Origin of the sequence: Mesorhizobium sp. B2-3-4 (genome assembly GCF_006442315.1) — a bacterium.
Lineage (GTDB): Bacteria > Pseudomonadota > Alphaproteobacteria > Rhizobiales > Rhizobiaceae > Mesorhizobium.
Map to the genome: position 1 here is coordinate 21,925 of NZ_VFVY01000026.1, position 23,843 is coordinate 45,767.

Annotated in this window: 24 protein-coding genes; 10 read left to right on the forward strand and 14 right to left on the reverse strand. The window is 64.0% G+C overall.

Annotation, left to right across the window (positions count from 1 at the left end; all coding sequences use genetic code 11):
- Positions 1-6 precede the first annotated feature (6 nt).
- Complete coding sequence (locus tag FJ967_RS29520; protein ID WP_140735839.1) at positions 7-681, reverse strand: response regulator transcription factor; 675 nt, start codon at positions 679-681, stop codon at positions 7-9.
- A 287-nt stretch (positions 682-968) separates the two neighbouring features.
- Between FJ967_RS29520 and FJ967_RS29525 the strand changes: the two genes are divergently transcribed.
- The 8 genes from FJ967_RS29525 to FJ967_RS29560 all read left to right on the forward strand — a co-directional run bounded on the left by FJ967_RS29525 (position 969) and on the right by FJ967_RS29560 (position 9,021).
- Positions 969-1,568, forward strand: a complete 600-nt coding sequence (locus FJ967_RS29525) for a methyltransferase domain-containing protein (protein WP_140735840.1) — start codon at positions 969-971, stop codon at positions 1,566-1,568.
- Positions 1,565-2,182, forward strand: a complete 618-nt coding sequence (locus tag FJ967_RS29530) for a DedA family protein (protein ID WP_140735841.1) — start codon at positions 1,565-1,567, stop codon at positions 2,180-2,182. The genes FJ967_RS29525 and FJ967_RS29530 overlap by 4 nt, the downstream gene beginning before the upstream one ends.
- 70 nt (positions 2,183-2,252) lie before the next feature.
- Positions 2,253-3,164: a LysR substrate-binding domain-containing protein gene (locus FJ967_RS29535; RefSeq protein ID WP_140735842.1), complete on the forward strand. Its 912-nt coding sequence runs from the start codon at positions 2,253-2,255 to the stop codon at positions 3,162-3,164.
- A gap of 214 nt (positions 3,165-3,378) precedes the next feature.
- Positions 3,379-4,533 (forward strand): ABC transporter substrate-binding protein, encoded by a 1,155-nt coding sequence (locus tag FJ967_RS29540; RefSeq protein WP_140735843.1) that lies wholly within the window; start codon positions 3,379-3,381, stop codon positions 4,531-4,533.
- Between the two features lie 125 nt (positions 4,534-4,658).
- Positions 4,659-5,657 (forward strand): ABC transporter ATP-binding protein, encoded by a 999-nt coding sequence (locus FJ967_RS29545; protein ID WP_140735844.1) that lies wholly within the window; start codon positions 4,659-4,661, stop codon positions 5,655-5,657.
- 58 nt (positions 5,658-5,715) lie between these two features.
- Positions 5,716-6,681: an ABC transporter permease gene (locus FJ967_RS29550; protein WP_140735845.1), complete on the forward strand. Its 966-nt coding sequence runs from the start codon at positions 5,716-5,718 to the stop codon at positions 6,679-6,681.
- Positions 6,671-7,486 carry an ABC transporter permease gene (locus tag FJ967_RS29555; RefSeq protein ID WP_140735846.1) on the forward strand — a complete coding sequence of 272 codons (816 nt, stop codon included), beginning with the start codon at positions 6,671-6,673 and terminating at the stop codon, positions 7,484-7,486. The genes FJ967_RS29550 and FJ967_RS29555 overlap by 11 nt, the downstream gene beginning before the upstream one ends.
- A 107-nt stretch (positions 7,487-7,593) precedes the next feature.
- Positions 7,594-9,021: a gamma-aminobutyraldehyde dehydrogenase gene (locus tag FJ967_RS29560; protein ID WP_140735847.1), complete on the forward strand. Its 1,428-nt coding sequence runs from the start codon at positions 7,594-7,596 to the stop codon at positions 9,019-9,021.
- A gap of 105 nt (positions 9,022-9,126) precedes the next feature.
- Here FJ967_RS29560 and FJ967_RS29565 read toward each other — a convergent pair whose 3' ends face one another.
- From FJ967_RS29565 to FJ967_RS29620, 12 genes are all read right to left on the reverse strand, one after another.
- Entirely contained in the window at positions 9,127-9,441 is a 315-nt protein-coding gene (locus FJ967_RS29565; RefSeq protein WP_140735848.1) for a hypothetical protein, read from the reverse strand.
- A gap of 44 nt (positions 9,442-9,485) precedes the next feature.
- On the reverse strand, positions 9,486-9,848 hold the full coding sequence (locus tag FJ967_RS29570; RefSeq protein ID WP_140735849.1) for a nuclear transport factor 2 family protein: 363 nt from the start codon (positions 9,846-9,848) through the stop codon (positions 9,486-9,488).
- An 84-nt stretch (positions 9,849-9,932) separates the two neighbouring features.
- Entirely contained in the window at positions 9,933-10,439 is a 507-nt protein-coding gene (locus tag FJ967_RS29575) for a carboxymuconolactone decarboxylase family protein (protein WP_246675433.1), read from the reverse strand.
- An 80-nt stretch (positions 10,440-10,519) separates the two neighbouring features.
- On the reverse strand, positions 10,520-12,073 hold the full coding sequence (locus tag FJ967_RS29580) for an alpha/beta fold hydrolase (protein ID WP_140735850.1): 1,554 nt from the start codon (positions 12,071-12,073) through the stop codon (positions 10,520-10,522).
- 103 nt (positions 12,074-12,176) lie between these two features.
- Positions 12,177-12,488: a formate dehydrogenase subunit delta gene (locus tag FJ967_RS29585; RefSeq protein ID WP_140735851.1), complete on the reverse strand. Its 312-nt coding sequence runs from the start codon at positions 12,486-12,488 to the stop codon at positions 12,177-12,179.
- A complete protein-coding gene (fdhD, locus tag FJ967_RS29590; protein ID WP_140735852.1) occupies positions 12,478-13,305 on the reverse strand; it encodes a formate dehydrogenase accessory sulfurtransferase FdhD in 828 nt (275 codons plus the stop codon). Before fdhD ends, FJ967_RS29585 begins: the two co-directional genes overlap by 11 nt.
- A complete protein-coding gene (locus FJ967_RS29595; RefSeq protein WP_140735853.1) occupies positions 13,305-13,529 on the reverse strand; it encodes a hypothetical protein in 225 nt (74 codons plus the stop codon). The genes fdhD and FJ967_RS29595 overlap by 1 nt, the downstream gene beginning before the upstream one ends.
- A 58-nt stretch (positions 13,530-13,587) precedes the next feature.
- Positions 13,588-16,464 carry a formate dehydrogenase subunit alpha gene (gene fdhF, locus FJ967_RS29600; RefSeq protein ID WP_140735854.1) on the reverse strand — a complete coding sequence of 959 codons (2,877 nt, stop codon included), beginning with the start codon at positions 16,462-16,464 and terminating at the stop codon, positions 13,588-13,590.
- Between the two features lie 10 nt (positions 16,465-16,474).
- Positions 16,475-18,031, reverse strand: a complete 1,557-nt coding sequence (locus FJ967_RS29605; protein WP_140735855.1) for an NADH-quinone oxidoreductase subunit NuoF — start codon at positions 18,029-18,031, stop codon at positions 16,475-16,477.
- On the reverse strand, positions 18,028-18,507 hold the full coding sequence (locus FJ967_RS29610) for a formate dehydrogenase subunit gamma (RefSeq protein WP_140735856.1): 480 nt from the start codon (positions 18,505-18,507) through the stop codon (positions 18,028-18,030). The genes FJ967_RS29605 and FJ967_RS29610 overlap by 4 nt, the downstream gene beginning before the upstream one ends.
- 134 nt (positions 18,508-18,641) lie before the next feature.
- Positions 18,642-19,541: a LysR family transcriptional regulator gene (locus FJ967_RS29615; RefSeq protein WP_140735857.1), complete on the reverse strand. Its 900-nt coding sequence runs from the start codon at positions 19,539-19,541 to the stop codon at positions 18,642-18,644.
- Positions 19,542-19,629: 88 nt separating this feature from the next.
- Positions 19,630-20,007, reverse strand: a complete 378-nt coding sequence (locus tag FJ967_RS29620; protein WP_140735858.1) for a VOC family protein — start codon at positions 20,005-20,007, stop codon at positions 19,630-19,632.
- Between the two features lie 138 nt (positions 20,008-20,145).
- On the opposite strand from FJ967_RS29620, the gene FJ967_RS29625 reads away from it, so the two are divergent.
- On the forward strand, positions 20,146-21,315 hold the full coding sequence (locus FJ967_RS29625) for an Mrp/NBP35 family ATP-binding protein (protein ID WP_140735859.1): 1,170 nt from the start codon (positions 20,146-20,148) through the stop codon (positions 21,313-21,315).
- 25 nt (positions 21,316-21,340) lie between these two features.
- On the opposite strand, the gene FJ967_RS29630 is transcribed toward FJ967_RS29625, so the two are convergent.
- A complete protein-coding gene (locus FJ967_RS29630; protein ID WP_140735860.1) occupies positions 21,341-21,790 on the reverse strand; it encodes a carbon monoxide dehydrogenase subunit G in 450 nt (149 codons plus the stop codon).
- A gap of 147 nt (positions 21,791-21,937) precedes the next feature.
- Between FJ967_RS29630 and FJ967_RS29635 the strand changes: the two genes are divergently transcribed.
- Entirely contained in the window at positions 21,938-23,743 is a 1,806-nt protein-coding gene (locus FJ967_RS29635; protein ID WP_140735861.1) for an IlvD/Edd family dehydratase, read from the forward strand.
- The last annotated feature ends 100 nt before the right edge of the window (positions 23,744-23,843 follow it).

Genomic DNA, 23,843 nt, shown 5'->3' on the forward strand with positions numbered 1-23,843 from the left:
TGGCGCTCACGTCGTTTCGCGCAGCAAATAGCCGACGCCGCGGATGCCGTTGATCGTCACCCCGGCATCGGCGTCGGCGAGCTTGCGGCGCAGCCGCGAGACATGGGTGTCGAGCGCATTGGACTGGATCTCGTCGTCGAGGCCGAACACCGCCTCCATTAGCGCCTCGCGCTGCACCATGCGCCCGGTCCGCCGCATCAGCGCCTCCAGAACCAGGAGTTCACGACGTGGCAGGCTGAGCGGCTCGGCACGGATCGATGCTTCGCGATGCCCGACATCGAGCACCAGATGGCCGGCGCGAATAAACTGCGACTGCAGCGGTGCCGGGCGCCTGAGCAGCGCGCGCAGACGGGCGAGCAATTCCTCGAAGGCGAACGGTTTCGCCAGATAGTCGTCCGCGCCCATGTCCAGCCCGTCGACCTTGTCCGACGTATCGCCTCTCGCCGTCAGCACCAGCACGGGTGTCGTATTGTTGGCCGAACGCAGTCTCGGCACCAGCGACAGCCCGTCGCCATCCGGCAATTGGCGGTCGAGCAGGATGGCGTCGTAGCTGTCGGTTGCAACGAAGCCTTCCGCCTCGCCGAGCGAGCCGGCGTGATCGACCACCATGTCGTGGCGCTTCAGCGCGGCACGCAAGGCCGAGGCCATTTCAGGCTCGTCCTCGACCAGCAATATACGCATCGTCATTTCCTTTGGCGGCTATCCGTCCGGCGGCGCTACATCGCCAACATTGCGCAAGCATGGCAAAACCCGATGGGCTGAAACAGGCGAACCTTTCTTTCATGTCGCCACATTGCGCAATGTCTATGCAATCCAGTCACGGCAAACAGCGACGGTCGGCACGCCCCCCTGTGCCGGCGCCAAGGCGTCGGGCTCGATTATGCAACAGGGTCGGGTCCGGCGCCCACGTGAAACAAAATGGCCACGCCAGGCTGGCTGGCGTGCTGTCGTCCGGGATCGAGGCTACAATGTCTGCAAATGATGCTCTGTCTTTTCTTATGGCGTGGACCGTCGCGCCGTTCAGGATCGGCTCCGTCACCCCGTCCAGCTCCAGTCTGGCCGCGCTGATGACGCGCGACATCGGTCCGGAGACAGGCCCAGTGCTGGAGCTTGGCCCGGGAACCGGCCCCTTCACGCGCGCGCTGTTGTCGCGCGGCGTGAGGGAAGAGGATTTGACGCTGGTCGAATCCGATCCGGATTTCGCCGCGCTGCTGAAGCGTCGTTTTCCGTCGGCGCGAATATTCGAGATGGACGCGGTCGGCTTGCGCCACCTGTCGCTGTTTCCGGGCCTGCCGGCAGGCGCCGCCGTCAGCGGCCTGCCTTTCCGCCTGATTTCGCCACGCAAGACGCTTGCCATTCTCGAAGGTGTTTTTTCGAACCTTCGCCCCGGCGGCGCGCTCTACCAGTTCACGCTCGGCAGGCGCTGCCCGTTCGACCAGTCGCTGCTCGACAGGCTCGACCTGGAGGTCACGCGGGTTGGCCATACCTTCCGCAATTTTCCACCGGCGACGGTCTATCGTGTTTCGAGGATCAAGACCGTGAGTACCTATGACTGGCGCTTCGCATGACCGGTCCGCTGTCGGCCATTCTTGGCCTCGGCCTGCTCGGCGTCTTCTGCATCGCCCTCACCGAGAAGATCCTGCCGGTCCCGCCCTCGCACGTCTTTTTGCTGTTCCTCGGCATGACGGCGGCTCCGGATGCCACGACGCTGGCGATTCTGCTTGGTGTGACCACGCTGGCCTCCGCCAGCGGCTGCCTTGTCTGGTACACCGTCGGCCGCCGGATCGGCATTGATCGCGCCGACAGGCTGGTCGAGCGGTTCGGCCGGTACGTCTTCCTGCGTCCCGCCACCTACCACCGGCTCGGCCAGGCCTATCGCCGCTATCATGTCAGGGTTTCGCTGCTGGCGCAGTTCATTCCGACGGTGCGAAACTATCTGCCGATCGCGGCCGGCGCGCTCTGCCTGCCGGCCTTGCCCTTCGCGGCCGCGACGCTGACCGGAGCCATGCTCTGGAATGGCGGCTTTCTGCTGACCGGCTATGCAATGCACGGCAGCGGCAAGGATCCGCTGACCGTCGGCTTCCGCATCATCGTCATCGTGCTGGCGCTGGAAACGGTATTCATGCTTGCGCTGCGCTATGGTCCGGCATGCTGGCGGCGCATCCGGCCTATCTCTGGCTGAGCCATCCAGCCGTGGGATAAGCTTTGGCCATCGGCTTTTCTTCAGGGCCGTGCCGGTGTTTAGTCCGGCCATGGCCTTCACCATCCGCCAGTTGCAATTCTTCATCGCTGTCGCCGAGCAAGGCACGGTGTCGGGCGCCGCGCAGAACCTGTCCATCTCGCAATCGTCGGTCACCGAGGCGATCAAGGAGCTTGAAAGCGATCTCGGCGTCGAACTGTTCGAACGTCATCCGCGCGGCTTGAACATCACCCACAAGGGGCACCAGTTCCTGCGTCACGCCACCAAGATCCTCGCTGACGTGTCGGACGCGCGGCGCTCCTTTTCCGCCGAGCAGGCGTCGGCCGGCGGCCGGCTGCAACTCGGCGTCACTTCGCTGGTCGCCGGCTATGTGCTGTCGGACCTGCTCGCGCGCTACCGCCGCGCCTATCCCGGCGTCGAGGTTTCGGCCATCGAGGACAATGGCGACTATCTCGAACATCTGCTGATCGGCGGCAAGCTCGACATTGCTGTCATGGTCACCTCCAATTTGCGCGACCGCACCGCGCTGCAATCGGAAATCCTCGAAGTGTCGGCCTACCGCCTGTGGCTGCCGCTTGGCCACCCACTCGCCAGCGCCGACATCATCGGTATGGGCGACATCGCCGGCGAACCGCTGATCATGCTCACCGTCGACGAGATCGAGGAGAATACCGGCAAGCTCCTGGCGGCGATCGGCGCCAGGCCGCATGTCGCCTTTCGCACCCGTTCGGTCGAGGCGGTGCGCAGCCTGGTCGCCACCGGCGCCGGCGTGGCGCTGCTGCCCGACCTCGTCTATCGCCCTTGGTCGCTGGAAGGCGACCGCATCGAGTCGCGCGACATTTCCGGCTCGCTTCCGGTCGTTCAGGTCGGCATGGTCTGGCGACGTGGCTCGGGCCTGCCGCAGGCGTCGCGTGATTTCATCGGCCTTGCCCAGTCGCAGCGAACGGTCCGCCAGCGCCCCTGACCTGGCGGCAAGGATATATCGGTAAAACCGATATCGCCTTTCTGATAAATGAATTTGCGAAACCGGAATTTTCCAAGCACCTTCGCATTCAGGGAGCGAAAGCCGTCGTCAGAGCGGCATCGGTCCATGGACGAACTGACGTTTTTCAGTCCGCGCATGGCGCCAGCGAAGACCGGCATCGGCTTCAGGGCCAGCGCCAAATGGGAGATCGACGATGAATTCATTCCTGAAGTCATGCACTGCCTTGACGGTCGCGCTGACCTTCTCCGGCCAGGCCATTGCCCAGGTCAAGGAGCTCGGCAAGGGCGAAGGCGAGGTCAATATCGTTGCCTGGCCGGGCTATATCGAGCGCGGCGAAACCGACAAGGGTTATGATTGGGTCACCGCCTTCGAGAAGGAGAGCGGCTGCAAGGTCAACGTCAAGACCGCCAACACGTCGGACGAGATGGTCTCGCTGATGAACGAAGGCGGCTTCGACCTCGTTACAGCGTCGGGCGACGCCTCGCTGCGCCTCGTTGCCGGCAAGCGTGTGCAGCCGATCAACACCGATCTCATCCCGAGCTGGAAGAACGTCGACGACCGGCTCAAGGACGCGCCCTGGTTCACCGTCGACAAGGTGCATTACGGCGTCCCCTACCAGTGGGGTCCGAACATCCTGATGTACAACACCGAAGTGTTCAAGGAAGCGCCGAAGAGCTGGAACGTCGTCTTCGAAGAGATGAAGCTGCCCGACGGCAAGTCCAACAAGGGCCGCGTCCAGGCTTATGACGGGCCGATCCACATTGCCGATGCCGCTAACTATCTGATGTTCCATAAGCCGGAACTCGGCATCAAGGATCCTTACGAACTGAACGAGGATCAGTACAAGGCCGCGCTCGAATTGCTGCGCGTCCAGCGCACGCTGGTCGGCCGCTACTGGCATGACGCGGCCATCCAGGTCGACGACTTCCAAAACGAGGGCGTGGTCGCTTCCGGCTCATGGCCTTTCCAGGTGAACACGCTGGTTGCCGCCAAGAAGCCGATCGCCTCCACGGTGCCGGAAGAGGGCGTCACCGGCTGGGCCGACACCACCATGATGGAGGCCGACGCCGCTCATCCGAACTGCGCCTATATGTGGCTCGAACATTCGCTGGCGCCGAAGGTGCAGGGCGATGTTTCGGCCTGGTTCGGTTCGCTGCCGGTCGTTCCCGCCGCCTGCAAGGGCAATGAGCTTTTGACCGACGAAGGCTGCAAGACCAACGGCTACGAGAATTTCGACAAGATCAAGTTCTGGAAGACGCCGGTGACCAAATGCGCCAGCCAGAACAACCAGTGCGTGCCTTACTACCGGTGGGTGTCGGACTATATCGGCGTCATCGGCGGCCGTTGATTGACAGGCGCGGGGCAGGCGCTCCTGCCTCGCGCCGACCCCCCATCCGACCGAGCTCCGCTCGGCCGAGCGGAGCTCGGTCGGATAAGGGGTAATTGCGATAATCTGTGTCTGAAAAAGCGCTCATGACCACTGCCGTTTCCTTCAAACAAGTCTCGCGCCATTTCGGCAGCGTTCGCGCGGTCGATGCGGTCGATCTCGACATCGCGCCGGGCGAATTCTTCGCCATGCTCGGGCCATCCGGTTCGGGCAAGACCACCTGTCTGCGCCTCATCGCCGGTTTCGAACAGCCGACGGCGGGTTCGATCTCGATCTTCGGCGAGCGGGCCGAGGGCGTCCCGCCCTATCGGCGCAACGTCAACACCGTTTTCCAGGACTACGCGCTGTTTCCGCACCTCAACGTGCTCGACAACGTCGCCTACGGGCTGATGGTCAAGCGCGTCGGCAAGGCCGAGCGGCACAAGGCGGCCGAGGAGGCGTTGTCGCTGGTGCGGTTGCCCGGCTACGGCGCGCGCCGTCCCGGCCAGCTTTCCGGCGGCCAGCGCCAGCGCGTCGCGCTCGCCCGCGCTCTGGTCAACCAGCCCAAGGTGCTGTTGCTCGACGAGCCGCTCGGCGCGCTCGACCTCAAGCTGCGCGAGAACATGCAGGAAGAACTGAAGTCGCTGCAGAAGGCGCTCGGCATCACCTTCGTCTTCGTCACCCACGACCAGGGCGAGGCGTTGTCGATGGCCGACCGCGTCGCCGTCTTCAATGACGGCAAGATCATGCAGATCGGCACACCGGAGGACATCTATCAGCGGCCGAGCACCCGCTTCGTCGCCGATTTCGTCGGCTCCTCCAACGTGCTGCCGCCGGACTTCGTCCAGCGCTACTCCGGCCAGCGCCGCTGGGGCAGTCTGCGCCCCGAATCCATTCGTGTCGGCCGCGCTGCGAGCGGCGAAGGCGTCGCCGCCCGCGTCGTCTCCACGAACTATCTTGGCGCCACGACCAGGCTGGCGCTCGACGCCGACGGGTTGAAGCTGCATGCCATCGTGCCGGCCGGGACTGCGCTGCCGGCGGAAGGCGAGGCTGTCGTGCTGACCTTCAATCGCGAAAGCCTGCATCTGATGGACGAGCCGGCATGAGAACGGTTTGCGCGAGGGGGGCGAAGGATCGCGGCCTCGGTCTGTATACGGTGGCCCCATGACATCGGCCGCGCTCAACACCAATCCCGCACCCGCCATCCTGCCCGGCAGCGGCGGCATGCGTGGGGCGCTGTCCGACCTGTTCTGGCGCCGGCCGCAACTGCTTCTGCTCCTCATGCTCGCGCCGCCGGTCCTGTGGCTCGGCATCGTCTATATCGGCTCGCTGTTCGCGCTTCTGGCGCAGAGTTTTTTCTCGATCGACGAGTTCTCCGGCCTCATCGATCGCCAGTTCACGCTGAAGACCTATGGCGACCTGTTCCAGGCCGCCAATCTCGACATTATCCTGCGCACGGTGACGATGGCCGCCCTTGTCACGATCGCCTCGGCCATTGTCGCCTTTCCCATCGCCTATTATGCGGCGCGCTATGCGCGTGGCCGCTGGAAGGCGCTGTTCTATCTCGGCGTCATGCTGCCGCTGTGGTCGAGCTATCTGGTCAAGATCTACGCCTGGAAGCTGATCCTGGCCAAGGAAGGCATTCTGACCTGGCTGCTCGCCAAGCTGCATTTGTTGTGGCTGCTCGACGCGTGGCTGTCGCTGCCCGTGGTCGGCGGCAATTCGCTGTCGGTGTCGTTCACCGGCACCTTCATCGTCTTCGTCTATGTCTGGCTGCCCTTCATGATCCTGCCGGTTCAGGCAGCCCTTGAGCGCGTGCCCGGCAATCTGGTCGAGGCCTCGTCCGATCTCGGCGCTTCGCCCGGCCAGACCTTCCGCAACGTTTTGTTCCCGCTGGCGATGCCCGGCATCGTCGCCGGCTCGATCTTCACCTTCTCGCTGACGCTGGGCGACTACATCATCCCGCAGATCATCGGCACATCGCGCCTGTTCATCGGCCAGGCCGTCTATTCGCAGCAAGGCACGGCCGGCAACATCCCGCTCGCCGCCGCCTTCACCGTGGTGCCCATAATCATCATGGGTTTCTACCTCTGGGGCGCCAAGCGCATGGGGGCCTTCGATGCGCTCTGACCGTGGCCAGTCCGCTCCTCTCGGCTTGAAGATCGCCGCCGCCTGCGGCCTGTTGTTCCTGCATCTGCCGATCCTTTTGATCTTCGTCTATGCCTTCACCACGGAGGAGAAGAGTTTCGTCTGGCCGCCGCCGGGGTTGACCACGCAATGGTTCGCCGTCACCTGGAACCGGCCCGATGTCTGGCAGGCGCTGTCGCTGTCGGTGCGCGTCGCCGCCATATCGACGGCGATCGCGCTGGTGCTCGGCACGCTGTGCGCGGCCGCCGTGTCGCGCACGAAATTCTTTGGCCGCGAGACCATCTCGCTGCTGGTCATCCTGCCCATCGCGCTCCCCGGCATCATTACCGGCATCGCGCTGCGTTCGGCTTTTTCGCTGGCCGACATCCCCTTCTCGTTCTGGACGATCGTGCTCGGCCACGCCACCTTCTGCGTGGTCGTTGTCTACAACAACGCCGTTGCCCGTTTCCGCCGCACCTCCGGCTCGATGATCGAGGCCTCGATGGACCTGGGCGCCGACGGCTTCCAGACCTTCAGGCACGTGGTGCTGCCCAACATCGCCACCGCATTGCTCGCCGGCGGCGTGCTCGCCTTCGCCCTTTCGTTCGATGAAGTCATCGTCACCACCTTCACCGCCGGCCAGCAGCAGACCGTGCCGATCTGGATGCTGGAGGAACTGATCCGTCCGCGTCAGCGCCCGGTCACCAATGTCGTGGCCATGGTCGTCGTGCTGGTGACGCTGCTGCCCATCCTGTTTGCCTATTACCTGACCCGCGACGGCGACCAGATCGCGGGAAGTGGAAAATGAAAACAGCGAATAGTGAGTAGCGAATAGCGAATAGGGAAGACCGACAGCCAACCTCCCTGTTTGCCACTCGCTATTCGCTGTTCGCTCCTGATCAAGGAGACACCCACATGGACACCCAGATGCTGATCGGCTCGAAATTCGAGAAGGGCACCGAGACCGAGGAGCCGATCCTCAATCCCAAGACCGGGGCGACTATTCTCAATCTGCCGGAGGCGAGCCAGGCCCAGATCGAGGCCGCGGTCACGGCGGCTGAGAAGGCGTTCGCGACGTGGTCGCGCACCACGCCGGCGCAGCGCTCCGGCTATCTCCTGAAGATCGCCGACCGTATCGAAGCCGAGGCCAAGGACTTCGCGACGCTGGAGGCGCTGAATTGCGGCAAGCCGATCAACGCCGTGCTCAATGACGAGATCCCGGCCATCGTCGACTGCTACCGCTTCTTCGCCGGTGCCGTCCGCTCCATGCCGGGCGTTGTCGCCGGCGAATATCTGCCCGGCCACACCTCGATGGTGCGGCGCGATCCGATCGGCATCGTCGCCTCCATCGCGCCCTGGAACTATCCGCTGATGATGATGGCCTGGAAGCTGGCGCCGGCCATCGCCAGCGGCAACACGGTGGTCTTCAAACCGTCCGAGCAGACGCCGCTGACCGCCCTGAAACTCTCGACCATTCTCGCTGACGTACTGCCTGAGGGCGTCGTCAATGTCGTGCTCGGCCGCGGCGACAGCGTCGGCAACACGCTGATCAACCACCCCAAGGTCAACATGATCTCGATCACCGGCGACGTCGCTACCGGCAAGAAGGTGCTGCAGGCGGCCGCCAAATCGGTCAAGCGCACGCATCTGGAACTCGGCGGCAAGGCGCCGGTCATCGTCTTCGACGATGCCGACCTCGGCGCCGTCGTCAGCGGCCTGCGCGCCTTCGGCTATTACAATGCCGGCCAGGACTGCACCGCCGCCTGCCGCATCTATGCCGGCAAGAAGGTCTACGACAAGCTGGTCGCCGACCTCTCCTCCGCCGTGTCGACGATCAAGTACAACCAGTCCGACGACACCGAAAACGAGATCGGACCGTTGATCTCGCGGCGCCAGCGCGACCGTGTGTCGAGCTTCGTCGAACGCGCCTCGGAACTGAAGCACATCGAGATCACCACCGGTGGCAAGCCGGGCGAGGGCACCGGCTTCTACTATCAGCCGACCGTCGTTGCCGGCGCGCTGCAGGAGGACGAGATCGTGCGCCGCGAGGTGTTCGGCCCGGTCGTCTCGATCACCCGATTCACGGAAGTCGACGAGGCTGTGAACTGGGCCAATGACAGCGACTATGGCCTTGCGTCGTCCGTGTGGACCAGGGACGTCTCGCGCGCCATGGCCACCGCCGCACGCCTGCAATATGGCTGCACCTGGATCAACACCCACTTCATGCTGACAAATGAAATGCCGCATGGCGGCCTGAAGCAGTCCGGCTACGGCAAGGACATGTCGCTCTACGCGCTGGAGGATTACACCGCCGTACGCCATGTCATGGTGGCGCACGGGTAGAAATTTCCTTCCCCCCGTTTACGGGGAGAAGGTGCCCGAAGGGCGGATGAGGGGCGGCGCAAACCTTGCGGAGGCTGGCTCCGCCCCTTATCGGTGAGAGGACAGCTACTCGACAATACGATAGATGTTCCACAGGCTGGTGCCCGATACGACATAGGGTTCGAGCTCCTTGCCCCATTTGGCGTGCGCATCGATCTTGCCGATCTTGGCGAAGAACTCTTCCAGCTGGGCCAGGCTCTCGACCTGGTGGTGGGTTTCGATCGTCGCCTCGCGCGCGCCGATCGAACCGGTCATGATCTGGAATTTGAGATCGGCGATACCGACCTGCGAGCCGATCTCGCGTTCCCATTTTCGCATCAGCTCGAGCACGGTCTGCTTGTGCCCGAACTTGGCGTCGATTTGCCATCTGGCGCTGAACATCGATGGTCCCTCCCTGTTTGGCGGCCCAAGCCGCCGCTGTTGATCTATTCGTCCCAGGCCTGCACGACGGTCTGGCGCGCGATCCGGCCGTCCTTCAGCTCCAGCATCGCGGCGCAGAACACCTTGGTGCCGTCGGGGTAGGCGCAGGCCTGGGTGAAAGCCAGGCTGTCGCCATCGGCGATCGTGGTGTCGACTTTGTGGGTCATCGCCCGGCTGCAGATATCGTCCCAGAAGGTGCTGATTGCCGCGCGGCCGCGTATCTCGCGCGGCTTGCTCGGTGGATTGTTGCGGTCGATCACCCGCACCAGCGCATCCTCGTTGTAGAAGCTCGACAGCGTCTTGCCGTCACGGCCCTCGATCGCCTTCTTGATCGCCGCGCCGTCCACAGTCTGGGTCTTGGTCAGCATTTCGTCCTCCATTGGCCCGTCTTCACGACCGGGCGGTTGATGATCGGAGTGCTGCCCGGCGTGCGCCGCCGGGCAGGGCTTTCTTCATTGCGACTTGGCCTTCACGGCGGCGAACACGTCATCGGTCTGCTTCTTGAAAGTGGCGAAATCGACCTGGCTGCCGTTGAGTATCGTCGACCAGTGGCGCACGATCCCGGCCATCGCGATGGTTTCCTTGATTTCCTCGTCCGATGCGCCGTTGAGCCTGGCCGCTTCGGTGTGGAAATAGATGCAATACTGGCAAGGGATCTGCGCGGCGACCGCGAGCCCCATCAGCTCCTTGGTCTTGCCGTCGAGCGCGGTCTTGGGGTTGAGCTGGACGCCCTTGATCTCGGCCCAGGCGCCGGCGATGGCGACGTCAGGCAATGTCTTGAACATGTCCGGCACCGAGCCGAGCGTGGCCTCGATGTCCTTGTAGGCGGCGGCCGCCGCGGCGTCCTCGGCCTTGGCCGGGACGACGGCGAACAGCATGCCGACGCTTGCCGCAATCATCAGTGACTTCAGTATCCGGTTCGACTTCTCCATCTCATCCTCCATTCGCAGTACCGTCATGGCGACAACGCCTGGCCTGCATGGGAAGATTCGTACCGCCTATGGTGCTCTGGCCGCTTCGCCCGAAAGCGCCATGGCTCTCATGGCCCGTCCGGGCCAGCATGCCTGGCCGAAAACGCCGCCGCCGCCGCCCGTGACGGCAAGTCGAGCTTGAGCAGTATGTTGGCCACGTGCCGCTTGACTGTATGCTCGCTGAGCCTGAGCTCGCCGGCGATGGCCGCATTGCTCTTGCCGTCCGCGATCAGGTTCACCACCTCGCTCTCGCGTGCGGTCAACACGGCGGGTTCGTCCGGCCTTGGCTTCGGCCGGCAGGCCGGCTCCAGATGCTGTTCCGACGTTGCGTGCACCACCGGCAATGGCTCGTCGAATTCGCCCAGGCTGACGCGGCCGGCGTCGACGAAATGCAGGCCGGACCCGATTGCCAGGTCGGCAACCAGCCGCGAGGCCATGATCTCACCGCGCCCGGCATGGTTCGCCAGTTGCATGGTGACGCGCGCTGTCAGTCCGACCGGCGGGCCGCGCGCCTCGATCTCGCCGACATGTGCTCCCTGAGCGCTCGCCACGCCGATCTGCTGCGCCGCCTCGCGTAGCGCTGCGGCGCAGCGTATGGCGCGCGCCGGTCCGTCGAAGCGCGAGATCATCAATTCGCCATGCGTGCCCGCCGCGCGGCCGCCATGGCGGCCGACCAGCAGCCGCCAGCTCTCCTGAAAGCGCTGGCTGCGCTCATGCCACATGCGGTCACCGAGCTTGGCGGTGTCGTATATGCGCGTCACCAGCAATGCGGCAAGCACACGTTCCGTGTCTGCCACTGCCGGCTGGCCGGTCAGGAATTCCTCGATCAGGTCGGCGACGCGGTCGACATCGCCGGTCCAGACCGGATGGTCACGCCCGGCGATCTCGACGAGCCGTGCCTGCGGGATTTTCCTCGCCAGGAAGCGGCTTGCCTCGGGATCGACGCGAACATCGTTGCGGCGGTGGATCAGCAGTGTCGGCGCGCCGATCGCGCCGAGAATGTCGCGCACGTCGATCCCGGCATTCATGCGGGCAAGCGCCGCGGCCGCCGTCGGACTGGCCGACAGGCGTTCGAACCGCCCCCACCACTGGGCAAAATGCGCGTCGTCGACCCGGCCCGGCGCGAAACTGGGCAAGGTGGCGCCGGTGCCCCAGGCCGTCTCGGCCGTTGCGATGAAGGCTTCCAGACGCTCCGGCGACATCACCCATTTGTGGAAATGCGCATAGCCGCCATAGAGCGCCAAGGCCCGCGTCCGCTCCGGATAGGTGGCTGCGAACAGCATCGCCAGCGGCGCGCCTTCCGAGGCGCCGAGGATCGCCGCGCGGCCGCTGCCGGCGGCATCCATCACCGCGCGCACGTCGTCCATGCGGGTCTCGAGGCTCGGCAGATCACGTGTATCGACACGGTCGGAAAGACCGGTGCCGCGCTTGTCGAACAGGATCAGCCGGGAGAAGGCCGAAAGCCGCCGCAAGAGCCTTGTATAGCCCTCGTCTTCCCAATGCAGATCGAGATTGGAAATGAAGCCCGGCACGAAGACAAGATCGAACGAGCCCTGACCGACCACCTGATAGGCGATCCGCACCTCGCCGCTAAGGGCGTATCGGGTCTCGATCGGCCTCACAAGGGTGCCCGCCCGGACTGACGATTTCTGGTCGCCGACCATAGCAGAGCCGCCCCGACTAAGGCAGCTTAAACTTTAGCAAAGAGAAATATAAGCTGCCGTTCTATCCCTGCGACGCGGCAATGTCGCCCGGCGAGGCCGCGACGCCGAGCTTGCGATCGGCCTCCGCCGAGGTGATCGGCCGCTTGATCCGGGCCGAAGCGGCCACGACCAGTTCGTCGAAGCCGTCGCCGCCGCTGTCCAGCATCTCGAAGAACTGGCGCCGCATCCTCGGCTCCCAGAACTTGTTGATGTGGTCGGCGACGCCTGCGACGCCTTCTTCGCGCGGCCGGGAGTGGAAGAAGGCGGCGATCTGGTTGGCCATGCGCACCAGCTTCTCGCTGGTGCTCATGATGTGATCTTCGTCATGCGACATGCTGGGCAACTCCGGATGCCACCCGGTCAGGGTGGGTGAAAATGTCGAAATCATCGCCGCGCACCAGCGCCACCAGCGTCATGCCGGCCTCTTGCGCGGTGCGGATGGCAAGAGCCGTCGGCGCGGAGACGGCGAGGATGAAGGCAGAGCCGATCGCCGCCGTCTTCTGCACCATCTCGACCGAGACGCGGCTGGTCACCACGACGGCACCCGACGCGCCATCGATACCGGCCTTGGCCAGCGCGCCCGCCAGCTTGTCGAGCGCATTGTGGCGGCCAACGTCTTCCCGCGCCATGACGACGCCCTTGCCGGGCACGTAGAAACCGGCGGCGTGCACGGCCCCGGTCTCGGTGTGCAGCGGCTGAACCTTCGACAGCAATTTGACCGAGCGGGTGATGTCGTCGGCGTCGAGCGTAAGTTTTGACGCACCAACCGCGTCGACCGACCGCATCGCTTCCTCGATCGATTCGATACCGCAAAGCCCGCAGCCGACCGGCCCGGCGAGCCGGCGCCGCCGCGCCTCGAAGCGTGTGTTGGCCTGATCCTTCAGCCGGATCTGGATATCGATGCCGGCGCCATGATCCTCGACCTCGATAGCCTCGATCTCTTGCGGCTCGGCGATGATCCCTTCGGTCAGCGAGAAGCCGAGCGCGAAATCCTCGAAATCGGCCGGGCTCGCCATCATCACCGCATGCGTGGTGCCGGCAAAGGAGAACGCCACCGGCGTCTCCTCGGGCACCATGCGGTTGGCAGCCGCCGTCCCGGTCGCGCGGTGTGCGAGACGGGAGATTTGGCTGATGGTGGGGCGCTTGTGCATCAGGCCCGATTCATCCAGCTCGGCGTTAACTCGGGAACGTCGCTGGCAATGGATACGAATGCTTCGTAATGTCCGTTGCCCATTATCTTGCCGACGATCCGTCGCAATTTGTCAAAGTCTTCCTTGACCGCGTGATTTTGGATATCGCTGAGGAAGCCGTCGAGTTCGGCGCCCTGCTTTTCGCAGAGGCGAAGAAGTTTCTCGTAAGCTTCCTTTCGTGTCACAGCGTTTCTCCGTCAGTGCAGCCTCGCTTGTCCCTTTCGAAAGCGAGGCTGTACTCGCCTACTCCGCTGCCTGCAGCGGAGCGATGCGGCGGCTGTTCTCGGCCTGCTCGTTATAGTCGCGCTGCCATTCGGTCGGGCCGTTGGACGCGCCGACCTGCACCGCCGTCACCTTGTACTCCGGACAATTGGTCGCCCAGTCCGAGAAGTCGGTGGTGATGACGTTGGCCTGCGTGTCCGGGTGATGGAACGTCGTGTAGACAACGCCGGGCGACACCTTGTCGGTGATCAGGGCGCGTAGCGTCGTCTCGCCCGAGCGGCTGGTCAGCCGCACCCAGTCGCCGTCGCGCAGGCCGCGGTTCTCGGCGTCGTGCGGATGGATCTCCAGCCGGTCCTCCGAGTGCCACATGACATTGTCGGTGCGCCTGGTCTGCGCGCCGACATTGTACTGGCTGAGGATGCGGCCGGTGGTGAGCAACAGCGGGAAGCGCGGTCCGGTCTTCTCGTCCGTCGCCACATATTCGGTGCGGATGAACTTGCCCTTGCCGCGCACGAAGCCGTCGACATGGACGATCGGCGTGCCCAGCGGCGCCTTGTCGTTGCAGGGCCACTGCACCGAGCCCATCTGCTCCAGGTAGTCGTAGGAAACCTTGGCGAAGCTCGGCGTCGTCTTGGCGATCTCGTCCATGATTTCGGACGGGTGCTGGTAATTCCAGTCGAGCCCCATCGTCTTGGCGAGGTTCTGCGTCACTTCCCAGTCGGCCAGGCCGTTCTTCGGCGCCATCACCTTGCGCACGCGGTTGATGCGGCGCTCGGCATTGGTGAACGTGCCGTCCTTCTCGAGGAAGGTCGAACCCGGCAGGAAGACGTGGGCGTAGTTGGCCGTCTCGTTGAGGAACAGGTCGTGCACCACGACGCATTCCATCGCGGCAAGGCCGGCGGCGACATGCTTGGTGTCGGGATCCGACTGCAGAATGTCCTCGCCCTGCACATAGAGGCCCTTGAACGAACCGTCGACGGCGGCGTCCAGCATGTTGGGGATACGCAGGCCCGGCTCGTCATCGAGCTTCACGCCCCACAGGCTCTCATAGATGTCGCGCACCGCGTCACCGGAGATATGGCGATAGCCCGGCAGTTCGTGCGGGAAAGAGCCCATGTCGCAGGAGCCCTGCACATTGTTCTGGCCGCGCAGCGGGTTCACGCCGACACCGGGCCGGCCGATATTGCCGGTGGCCATGGCGAGGTTGGCGATGGCGATGACTGTGGTCGAGCCCTGGCTGTGCTCGGTCACGCCGAGGCCGTAATAGATCGAGCCATTGCCGCCGCGCGCGTAGAGGCGTGCGGCGCCGCGGATCAGTTCCGGGTCGACATTGGCGAGCTTGCCGACGACCTCGGGGCTGTTTTCGGGCAGCGCCACGAACGACGCCCAGTCCTGGAATTCGTCCCAGTCGCAGCGTTCGCGGATGAAGGCTTCGTTGAACAGCCCCTCGGTGACGATCACATGCGCCAGCGAGGTGACCACGGCGACGTTGGTGCCGGGCTTCAGCGGCAAGTGATAGTCGGCCTGGATATGCGCCGACTTCACCATTTCGGTACGGCGCGGATCGAGCACAATCAGCTTGGCGCCCTTGCGCAGCCGCTTCTTCAGCCGCGAGGCGAACACCGGATGGGCGGAAGCCGGATTGGCGCCGATGACAACAACCACATCGGTCTCCTCGACCGAATCGAAATCCTGCGTGCCGGCCGAGGTGCCGAAGGTCTGGCCGAGGCCGTAGCCGGTCGGCGAGTGGCAGACGCGGGCGCAGGTGTCGACATTGTTGTTGCGGAAGCCCTGGCGGATCAGCTTCTGCACCAGATAGGTCTCCTCGTTCGTGCAGCGCGACGAGGTGATGCCGCCGATCGAGGTGCGGCCATACTGGTACTGGATGCGCCGGAATTCGTTGGCGGTATAGGTCAGCGCCTCTTCCCATGAAACTTCGCGCCAGGGATCGGTGATCTTCTCGCGGATCATCGGGTTGAGGATTCGGTCCTTGTGGGTCGAATAGCCGTAGGCGAAGCGGCCCTTGACGCAGCTATGGCCGCGATTGGCCTTGCCGTCCTTGTAGGGCACCATGCGCACCAGTTCGTCGCCGCGCATCTCGGCCTTGAACTGGCAGCCGACGCCGCAATAGGCGCAGGTCGTGACCTTCGAATTCTCGGGTTGGCCTATTCTGATCAGCGACTTCTCCGACAGCGTCGCCGTCGGGCAGGCCTGCACGCAGGCGCCGCAGGAAACGCATTCGCTGTCGATGAACGGCTGATGCATGCCGGGCGACACACGGCTGCCGAAGCCACGGCCCTCGATGGTCAGCGCGAACGTGCCCTGCACCTCTTCGCAGGCGCGCACGCAACGCGAACAGACGATGCATTTCGACGGATCATAGGTGAAGTACGGGTTGGATTCGTCCTTCGCCATCCATTTGAAGTTCTCGACGCCGTCCTTCTTCTTGAAGACGTGATTGTCGCCCTCATAGCCGTAGCGCACGTCGCGCAGGCCAACGACGCCGGCTTGCGTCTGCAATTCGCAGTCGCCATTGGCAGCGCAGGTCAGGCAATCCAGCGGATGGTCGGAGATGTAGAGCTCCATCACGCCGCGGCGAATGTCCTTCAGCTTGCCGGTCTGGGTGTGCACCACCATGCCCGGCGCCACCGGCGTCGTGCAGGAGGAGGGGGTGCCGTTGCGGCCATCGATCTCGACCAGGCAGAGCCGGCAGGAGCCGAAGGCGTCGACCATGTCGGTGGCGCACAGCTTCGGAATGGCGATGCCCGCCTCCATCGAGGCGCGCATGATCGAGGTGCCCTCGGGCACGGTGACGGTGAAGCCGTCGACCGTCAGCGTCACCTGCTTGGCGGACTTGGAAGCCGGTGTGCCGAAGTCGATTTCCTGAATGAGACCCATGAAGTGGCTCCTACTCTGCTGCTTCGGCAACCGGCGCCGGTTTGAAATCATCGCGGAAATGGGTGAGTGCGCTCATGACCGGATAGGGCGTGAAGCCGCCCAGCGCGCAGAGCGAACCGAACTTCATCGTGTTGCAGAGGTCGGTGACCAGCGCGATGTTCTTTTCCGGCTCGATGCCGCCTGCGATCTTGTCGATGGTCTCGACGCCGCGCGTCGAACCGATGCGGCAGGGCGTGCACTTGCCGCAGCTTTCTATGGCGCAGAATTCCATGGCGAAGCGCGCTTGCTTCAGCATGTCGGCGGTATCGTCGAACACGGTGATGCCGGCATGGCCGATCAGCCCGTCGCGCTTGGCGAATTCCTCATAGTCGAACGGCGTGTCGAAAAGCGCGCGGGGAAAATAAGCGCCCAAGGGCCCGCCGACCTGAACCGCCTTGACCGGACGTCCGGTCGCCGTGCCGGCGCCGATGTCGTCGACGATCTCGCCCAGCGTCATGCCGAAGGCAGCCTCGAACAGGCCGCCCTGCTTGACGTTGCCGGCGATCTGGATCGGGATCGTGCCGCGCGAGCGGCCCATGCCGAAATCCTTGTAGAAGGCGGCGCCCTTGTCCATGATGACAGGCACGGAAGCGAGCGAAATGACGTTGTTGATCACCGTGGGCTTGCCGAACAGGCCTTGAATCGCCGGCAGCGGCGGCTTGGCGCGCACCACGCCGCGCTTGCCTTCCAGGCTGTTCAGGAGCGAGGTCTCCTCGCCGCAGACATAGGCGCCGGCGCCGACGCGGATTTCCATGTCGAAGGCGTTGGGAGAACCCAGCACATTGACGCCGAGCACGCCGGCCTTGCGGGCGACCTCGACCGCCTTGTTCATCATTGCCACCGCGTGCGGATATTCCGAGCGGATATAGACGAAACCCTTGGTCGCGCCGGTGGCGATGCCGGCAATCGCCATGCCTTCGATGAGCACGAAGGGGTCGCCCTCCATGATCATGCGGTCGGCGAAAGTGGCGCTGTCGCCCTCGTCTGCATTGCAGACGATGTATTTGCGCTCATCCGCGGTATCGAGCACCGTCTTCCACTTGATGCCGGTCGGGAAGCCGGCGCCGCCGCGTCCGCGCAGGCCCGATTCGGTGACCTGCTTGACGATATCGGCCGGCGCCATGGCGACGGCATTCTGCAAGCCCTTCAAGCCGCCGAGCGATTTGTAGGCATCGAGCGACAGCGGGTCGTTGATGCCGCAGCGGGCGAAGGTCAACCTTGTCTGCTTGGCCAGGAACGGGATCTTGTCCGGCGCGCCGAGCCAGCGCTTGTGGTGGCCGCCCTTGAGGAAACCGCTGTCGAACAGGCTCTTGACGTCCGATGGCTTCACCGGCCCGTAGGCGACACGGCCCGCTGCCGTCGCAACCTCGACCATCGGCTCGAGAAAATAGGCGCCGCGCGAGCCGTTGCGCACGATCTTGGCTTCGATGCCGCGCTCGGCGAGCTCATTGGCGATCGCTTTGGCGACCTTTTCGGCGCCCAGTGCCAGCGCGCCGGAATCGCCGGGAATGTAGATGCGCGGGATCATGAGCGTACCTCCGCGACGATCTCGTCGAGTTTCTCGTCGTCGAGCCGGCCGATCACTTCGCCGTCCAGCATCGCCGAAGGCGCGCAGGCGCACAGCCCCAGGCAATAGACAGGCTCCAGCGTCACCGAACCGTCCTTGGTGGTCTCGTGGAAGCCGATGCCCAGCAACTGCTTGAGCTTGGCTGCAACGGCGTCAGAGCCCATCGACTGGCAGGCCTCGGCCTGGCAGACCTTCAGCACGTGCCGGCCCGCCGGATGGCTGCGGTAATCATGATAGAAGGTGACGACGCCGTGGACTTCGGCATTGGAGATGTTCAGCGCCTCGGCGATGATCGGCAGCGAGGCCTGCGGCACATGGCCGAATTCTTCCTGGATGCCGTGCAGGATCGGCAGCAACGGCCCTTCGAGGCCTTTCATGTCCTGAACAATCGCGGCGGTGCGCGATGCGATCTCGGTACTTGCGGCCTGCATCGTCATGCAGTGCCCTCCCTGGGTCGTGGCGTCTAGCGCTAAGTGCTTAAGAAATCAGAGGAAACCTCTGAAATCAATAAAGCTGTTCCGTTGCTCGATAGAAAATCTCTATCGATTGTCGTCCGCCATCATGTGTAGTCCTAGTGATGGGCGCGGAAATCGTCTGCCAGCGCCATCGCCTCGTCCAGCAGCGCCTGCACCAGCGGCGTGTGCGGTTCGCGCGGCGCAGCCACCAGGCCGACCGTGTGGCTGGCGTCGGGTTCGACGATCGGTATGGCCCGGATCGGCTCGGAAAAGCCGAATGTTTCCGCAAGGTTGAGCGGCATGATCGACGACCATTTGCCGGTCCGGATATGCGAGAACAAGACAATCATCGAATTGGATTCCAGCGTTGGCCGCACCTGCACGCCAGCTTCGGCCAGATGCTGGTCGATGATGCGTCGGTTCTGCATGTCCGGCGTCAAAAGGCAGAGCGGCAGCTGGCTGATCTCGGCCCATGTCACTTTGTCGCGGTCGGAATAGGGGTTTCCAACGGCGGTGATCAATTGGTAGCGCTCGTCATAAAGCGGCACGCTGGTCACGCGTCCGAGCGGCTCGTTGTCGAGATAGGTGATGCCGGCGTCGACATCGAAATTGCCAAGCAGCGACAGCACTTCGATCGAAGTCCGCGACAGGATCGAGAATGTCACGCCCGGATGCTTGTCGCGAAACGGCGTCGTCAGCCGCGCCACCATGGCGAGCGCGGTGGGAATGGCGGCGATGCGGATGCGCCCGGACAGGCCGTGGCGGGCTGCGCGCATCTCTTCGCGCATGGTCCTGGAATCGCCGACGATGCGGCGCGCCCAGACCAGCACCTGCTTGCCCTCCGGCGTCAGTCCCTGGAACCGCGACCCGCGATTGACCAGCATGACGCCGAGCTGGCCTTCGAGCTGCTTGATGCCGGCCGACAGGGTCGGCTGGGTGACGCCGCACACTTCCGCCGCGCGCCCGAAATGCTCTTCCCTGGCCAGCGCGATGAAGAATTCGAGTTTGTCGATCATTGGCGGACGTTATCCGGCGCGCCGGCACCGCGCCAGATAGTGCTGTGTTCGATCTTGTAGCACCGGACGCGCCATCCGATCGCAGGGCTTATCGGTCCACGAGATTGAGGATGTTGCCGTCCGGATCCTTGAACCATGCGACTTTCATGCCGTGGCCGACATGGATGTCCCCCTCCATCGTCAAGCCGGGCATATCGTAATGCTCGAAGGCAACGCCCTTCGACTTGAGGCCATTGACGACATTGCCGATTTCGTCGCCGACCATCCAGGTCACCGCCGTCGCCTTGTTGGTCCCGGCGAATTCGGAATGATAAACATTGATGGTGGTGCTGCCGCTTCTGTACACGATCAGTTCGCCGCCCTCATCGTGCACCTGCTCCAGGCCGAGTGTTCCCGCATAGAAGGCCTTGGCCTTCGCCAGGTCCTTCACGGCGAGGTTTGCTGTTGCATTGCTGTTTGCAAGCATGGTCGTCTCCTGCGTGGTTGTGGTGGTCATGGAAATAGGTCAACTCGGCCGCTTGACGACCGTCACCTTGCCTGGCGCTTGGAGCCGCCGGCGTTCTGCACTATGTGAGCTGCAGCTGAAAGCCAGGGAACATCAACCATGTCCGTTACCAAGGAAATCGTCACCGAGCGTCTGAAGACGGTCAACGGGCCTGACTTCACCGGCAACATTGTCGATCTCGGCATGGTTTCGGAGATTTTCATTGCCGATTCGAAAGTGTTCTTCTCGATCACCGTTCCCGCTGCGCGAGCCCAGGAGATGGAACCGCTGCGTGCCGCCGCCGAGCGGGTGGTGAAGGCCATTCCCGGCGTCGCCGGTGCGGTCGTCGCGCTGACGGCCGAAAAGAAAGGCGGCGGCATGGAAGCGCCGGTTCCGGCGCGTCCGGTGCCGAAGCCCGCACCGCCGGCTGCGCCGCAGCGCCCCGTGCCGCAGGCGCCCGCCTCGCAAAGCCAAGGCAAGCGCGGCGTGCCCGGCATCGACGCCATCATCGCGGTTGCCTCCGGCAAGGGCGGCGTCGGCAAGTCGACCACGGCCGTCAACCTGGCGCTTGGCCTCGCCGCCAACGGCTTGCGGGTCGGCGTGCTCGACGCCGACATCTATGGCCCGTCCATGCCGAGGCTCCTCGACATTCACGGCCGCCCGCAGACGGTCGACGGCAAGATCCTGAAACCGATGGAGAATTATGGCCTCAAGGTAATGTCGATGGGCTTCCTCGTCGATGAGGAGACCCCGATGATCTGGCGCGGGCCGATGGTGATGTCGGCGCTGACCCAGATGCTGCGCGAGGTCGAATGGGGGCGGCTTGACGTGCTCGTCGTCGACATGCCGCCCGGCACCGGCGACGCCCAGCTCACCATGGCCCAGCAGGTGCCGCTGGCCGGGGCGGTCATCGTCTCGACGCCACAGGACCTGGCGCTGATCGATGCCCGCAAGGGTCTCAATATGTTCAGGAAGGTTGATGTGCCGTTGCTCGGCATCATCGAGAATATGAGCTACTTCATCGCCCCCGATACCGGCAAGCGCTACGACATTTTCGGCCATGGCGGCGCGCGCCGCGAGGCCGAGAGGCTGGGCGTCACCTTCCTCGGCGAGGTGCCGCTGGAAATGGGCATCCGCGAAAGCTCGGATGCCGGTGCGCCGGTGGTCGTCTCGAAATCCGACGGCGCCGAGGCGAAGATCTATCGCGATATCGCCACCAAGGTCTGGGACAGGGTCAATGAGGAGCGGGGCGCTGCCGAAGCGGCGGTGCCGAGCATCGTCTTCGAGTGATCCATCGTCTTCGTGATCCCGGGGATCAGCCGCCGACCTTCTCTCCGAATGTCGAAAAGAACTGTCCTGCGAGTTTCTTCGAGGTCGATTCGATCAGCCGGCTGCCAAGTTGCGCGATCTTGCCGCCGACTTCGGCCCTGGCCGCGTATTTGAGGATTGTGGCATCCGGGCCGTCCTCGGTCAGCGTCACGTCGGCACCGCCCTTGGCGAAGCCGGCAATGCCGCCCTTGCCCTCGCCTTGGATGGTGTAGGCGTGCGGCGGCTTCAGGTTCTTCAGCGTCACCTCGCCCTTGAAGGTCGCCTTGATCGGCCCGATCTTCAGCACCACGGTCGCCGCCATTTCGGTCGGCGAACTCATCTCCAGGCTCTGGCAGCCAGGAATGGCCCGCTTCAGGATCTCGGGATCATTCAGCGCCTCCCAGACCTTCTGGACAGGGGCCGCGATGTGTTCTTCGCCTTCCATCACCAAAGCCATCAATATCTCCCAGCGCTATTCCAAAAAGGCGTAACGTAGGGTCCAACGCAAGTCCACCGGCACCAAAGTCCTGATTCGGGCAGTACCTCCTCTTGCCTGTATCAGCGCGTTGTCATAGGGATTTGTCATACAAATGCGGAGACCACGATGGCAGGCGCCCCCACCAGGAATAAGAAATTTCGCTCGCAGGAGTGGTTCGACAACCCCGACAATCCGGGCATGACGGCGCTGTACCTGGAGCGCTACCTGAATTACGGCCTGACGCGCGCCGAGCTGATGTCGGGCAAGCCGCTGATCGGCATCGCCCAGACTGGCTCGGATCTGTCGCCCTGCAACCGGCACCATATCGAGCTCGCCAAGCGCGTGCGCGAAGGCATCGTCTCGATGGGCGGCATTCCGTTCGAGTTCCCCTGCCATCCGATCCAGGAGACCGGCAAGCGCCCGACAGCGGCACTCGACCGCAATCTCGCCTATCTCAGCCTCGTCGAGGTGCTCTATGGCTATCCGTTGGACGGCGTGGTGCTGACCATCGGCTGCGACAAGACCACGCCGGCGCTCTTGATGGCGGCGGCCACCGTCAACATCCCAGCCATCGCGCTGTCGGTCGGCCCGATGCTGAATGGCTGGCACAAGGGCAAGCGCACCGGCTCGGGCACCATCGTCTGGGAATCGCGCCAACGCCTTTCGGCCGGCGAGATCGACTATGACGAATTCATGGACATCGTCGCCTCCTCGGCACCTTCGACCGGCTATTGCAACACCATGGGCACCGCCACCACCATGAACTCGCTGGCCGAGGCACTCGGCATGCAATTGCCAGGTTCGGCCGCCATCCCCGCGCCCTATCGCGAGCGCGGCCAGATCGCCTACGAGACGGGCAAGCGCATCGTCGACATGGTGCATGAGGATCTGAAGCCGTCCGACATCATGACACGCGAAGCCTTCGAGAACGCCATCGTCGTCAATTCGGCGATCGGCGGCTCGACCAACGCGCCGATCCATCTCAACGCCATCGCTCGCCATTTGGGCGTGCCGCTTACCAATGACGACTGGCAGGAGATCGGCCTCAAAGTGCCGCTCATCGTCAATCTGCAGCCGTCGGGCGAATATCTCGGTGAGGACTATCATCACGCCGGCGGCGTGCCGGCCGTTGTGGCCGAACTGATGAAGGCCGGCGTGCTGCCGCATCCCGATGCGTTGACCGCCAACGGCAAATCGATCGGCGACAATTGCAAGGGGGTCGCCAACGAGAACACCGATGTCATCCGTACCGTCGACAAGCCGTTGAAGACCAATGCCGGCTTCATCAATTTCAAGGGCAATCTGTTCGATTCCGCGATCATGAAGATGAGCGGCATCTCGCCGGAATTCCGCGAGCGCTATCTGTCCAATCCGAACGACCCGGAAGCCTTCGAGGGCAACGCCATGGTCTTCGATGGCCCGGAGGATTACCACGCCCGCATCGACGATCCGGCGCAAGGCATCGACGAGCACACGATCCTCTTCATGCGCGGCGCCGGCCCGGTCGGCTATCCCGGCGGCGCCGAGGTCGTCAACATGCAGCCGCCGGCCTACCTCATCAAGAAGGGCATCCATTCGCTGGCCTGCATCGGCGATGGCCGCCAGTCGGGTACGTCGGGCTCGCCCTCGATCCTGAACGCCTCGCCGGAAGCCGCCGTCGGCGGCGGTCTGGCACTGCTCAGGAGCGGTGATCGCGTCCGCATCGACCTGAGGAAGGGCACCGCGAACATCCTGGTCAGCGATGACGAGATCGCCCGGCGTCGCGCCGAACTGCAAAGCGATGGCGGCTATCACTATCCCAAGCACCAGACGCCGTGGCAGGAAATCCAGCGCGGCATGGTCGACCAGTTCTCGGCCGGCATGGTGCTGAAGCCGGCGGTGAAATACCAGGACGTCGCTCACACAATGGGCGTGCCGAGGGACAATCACTGATTGTCGCGGGACACTCGTCGAGTGTCCCGCGACCAGGTGCCCGCATGAACGACAGACGGCGACTTGATTCGGATCGGGCCGCCGTTCGTCATCCTTGACA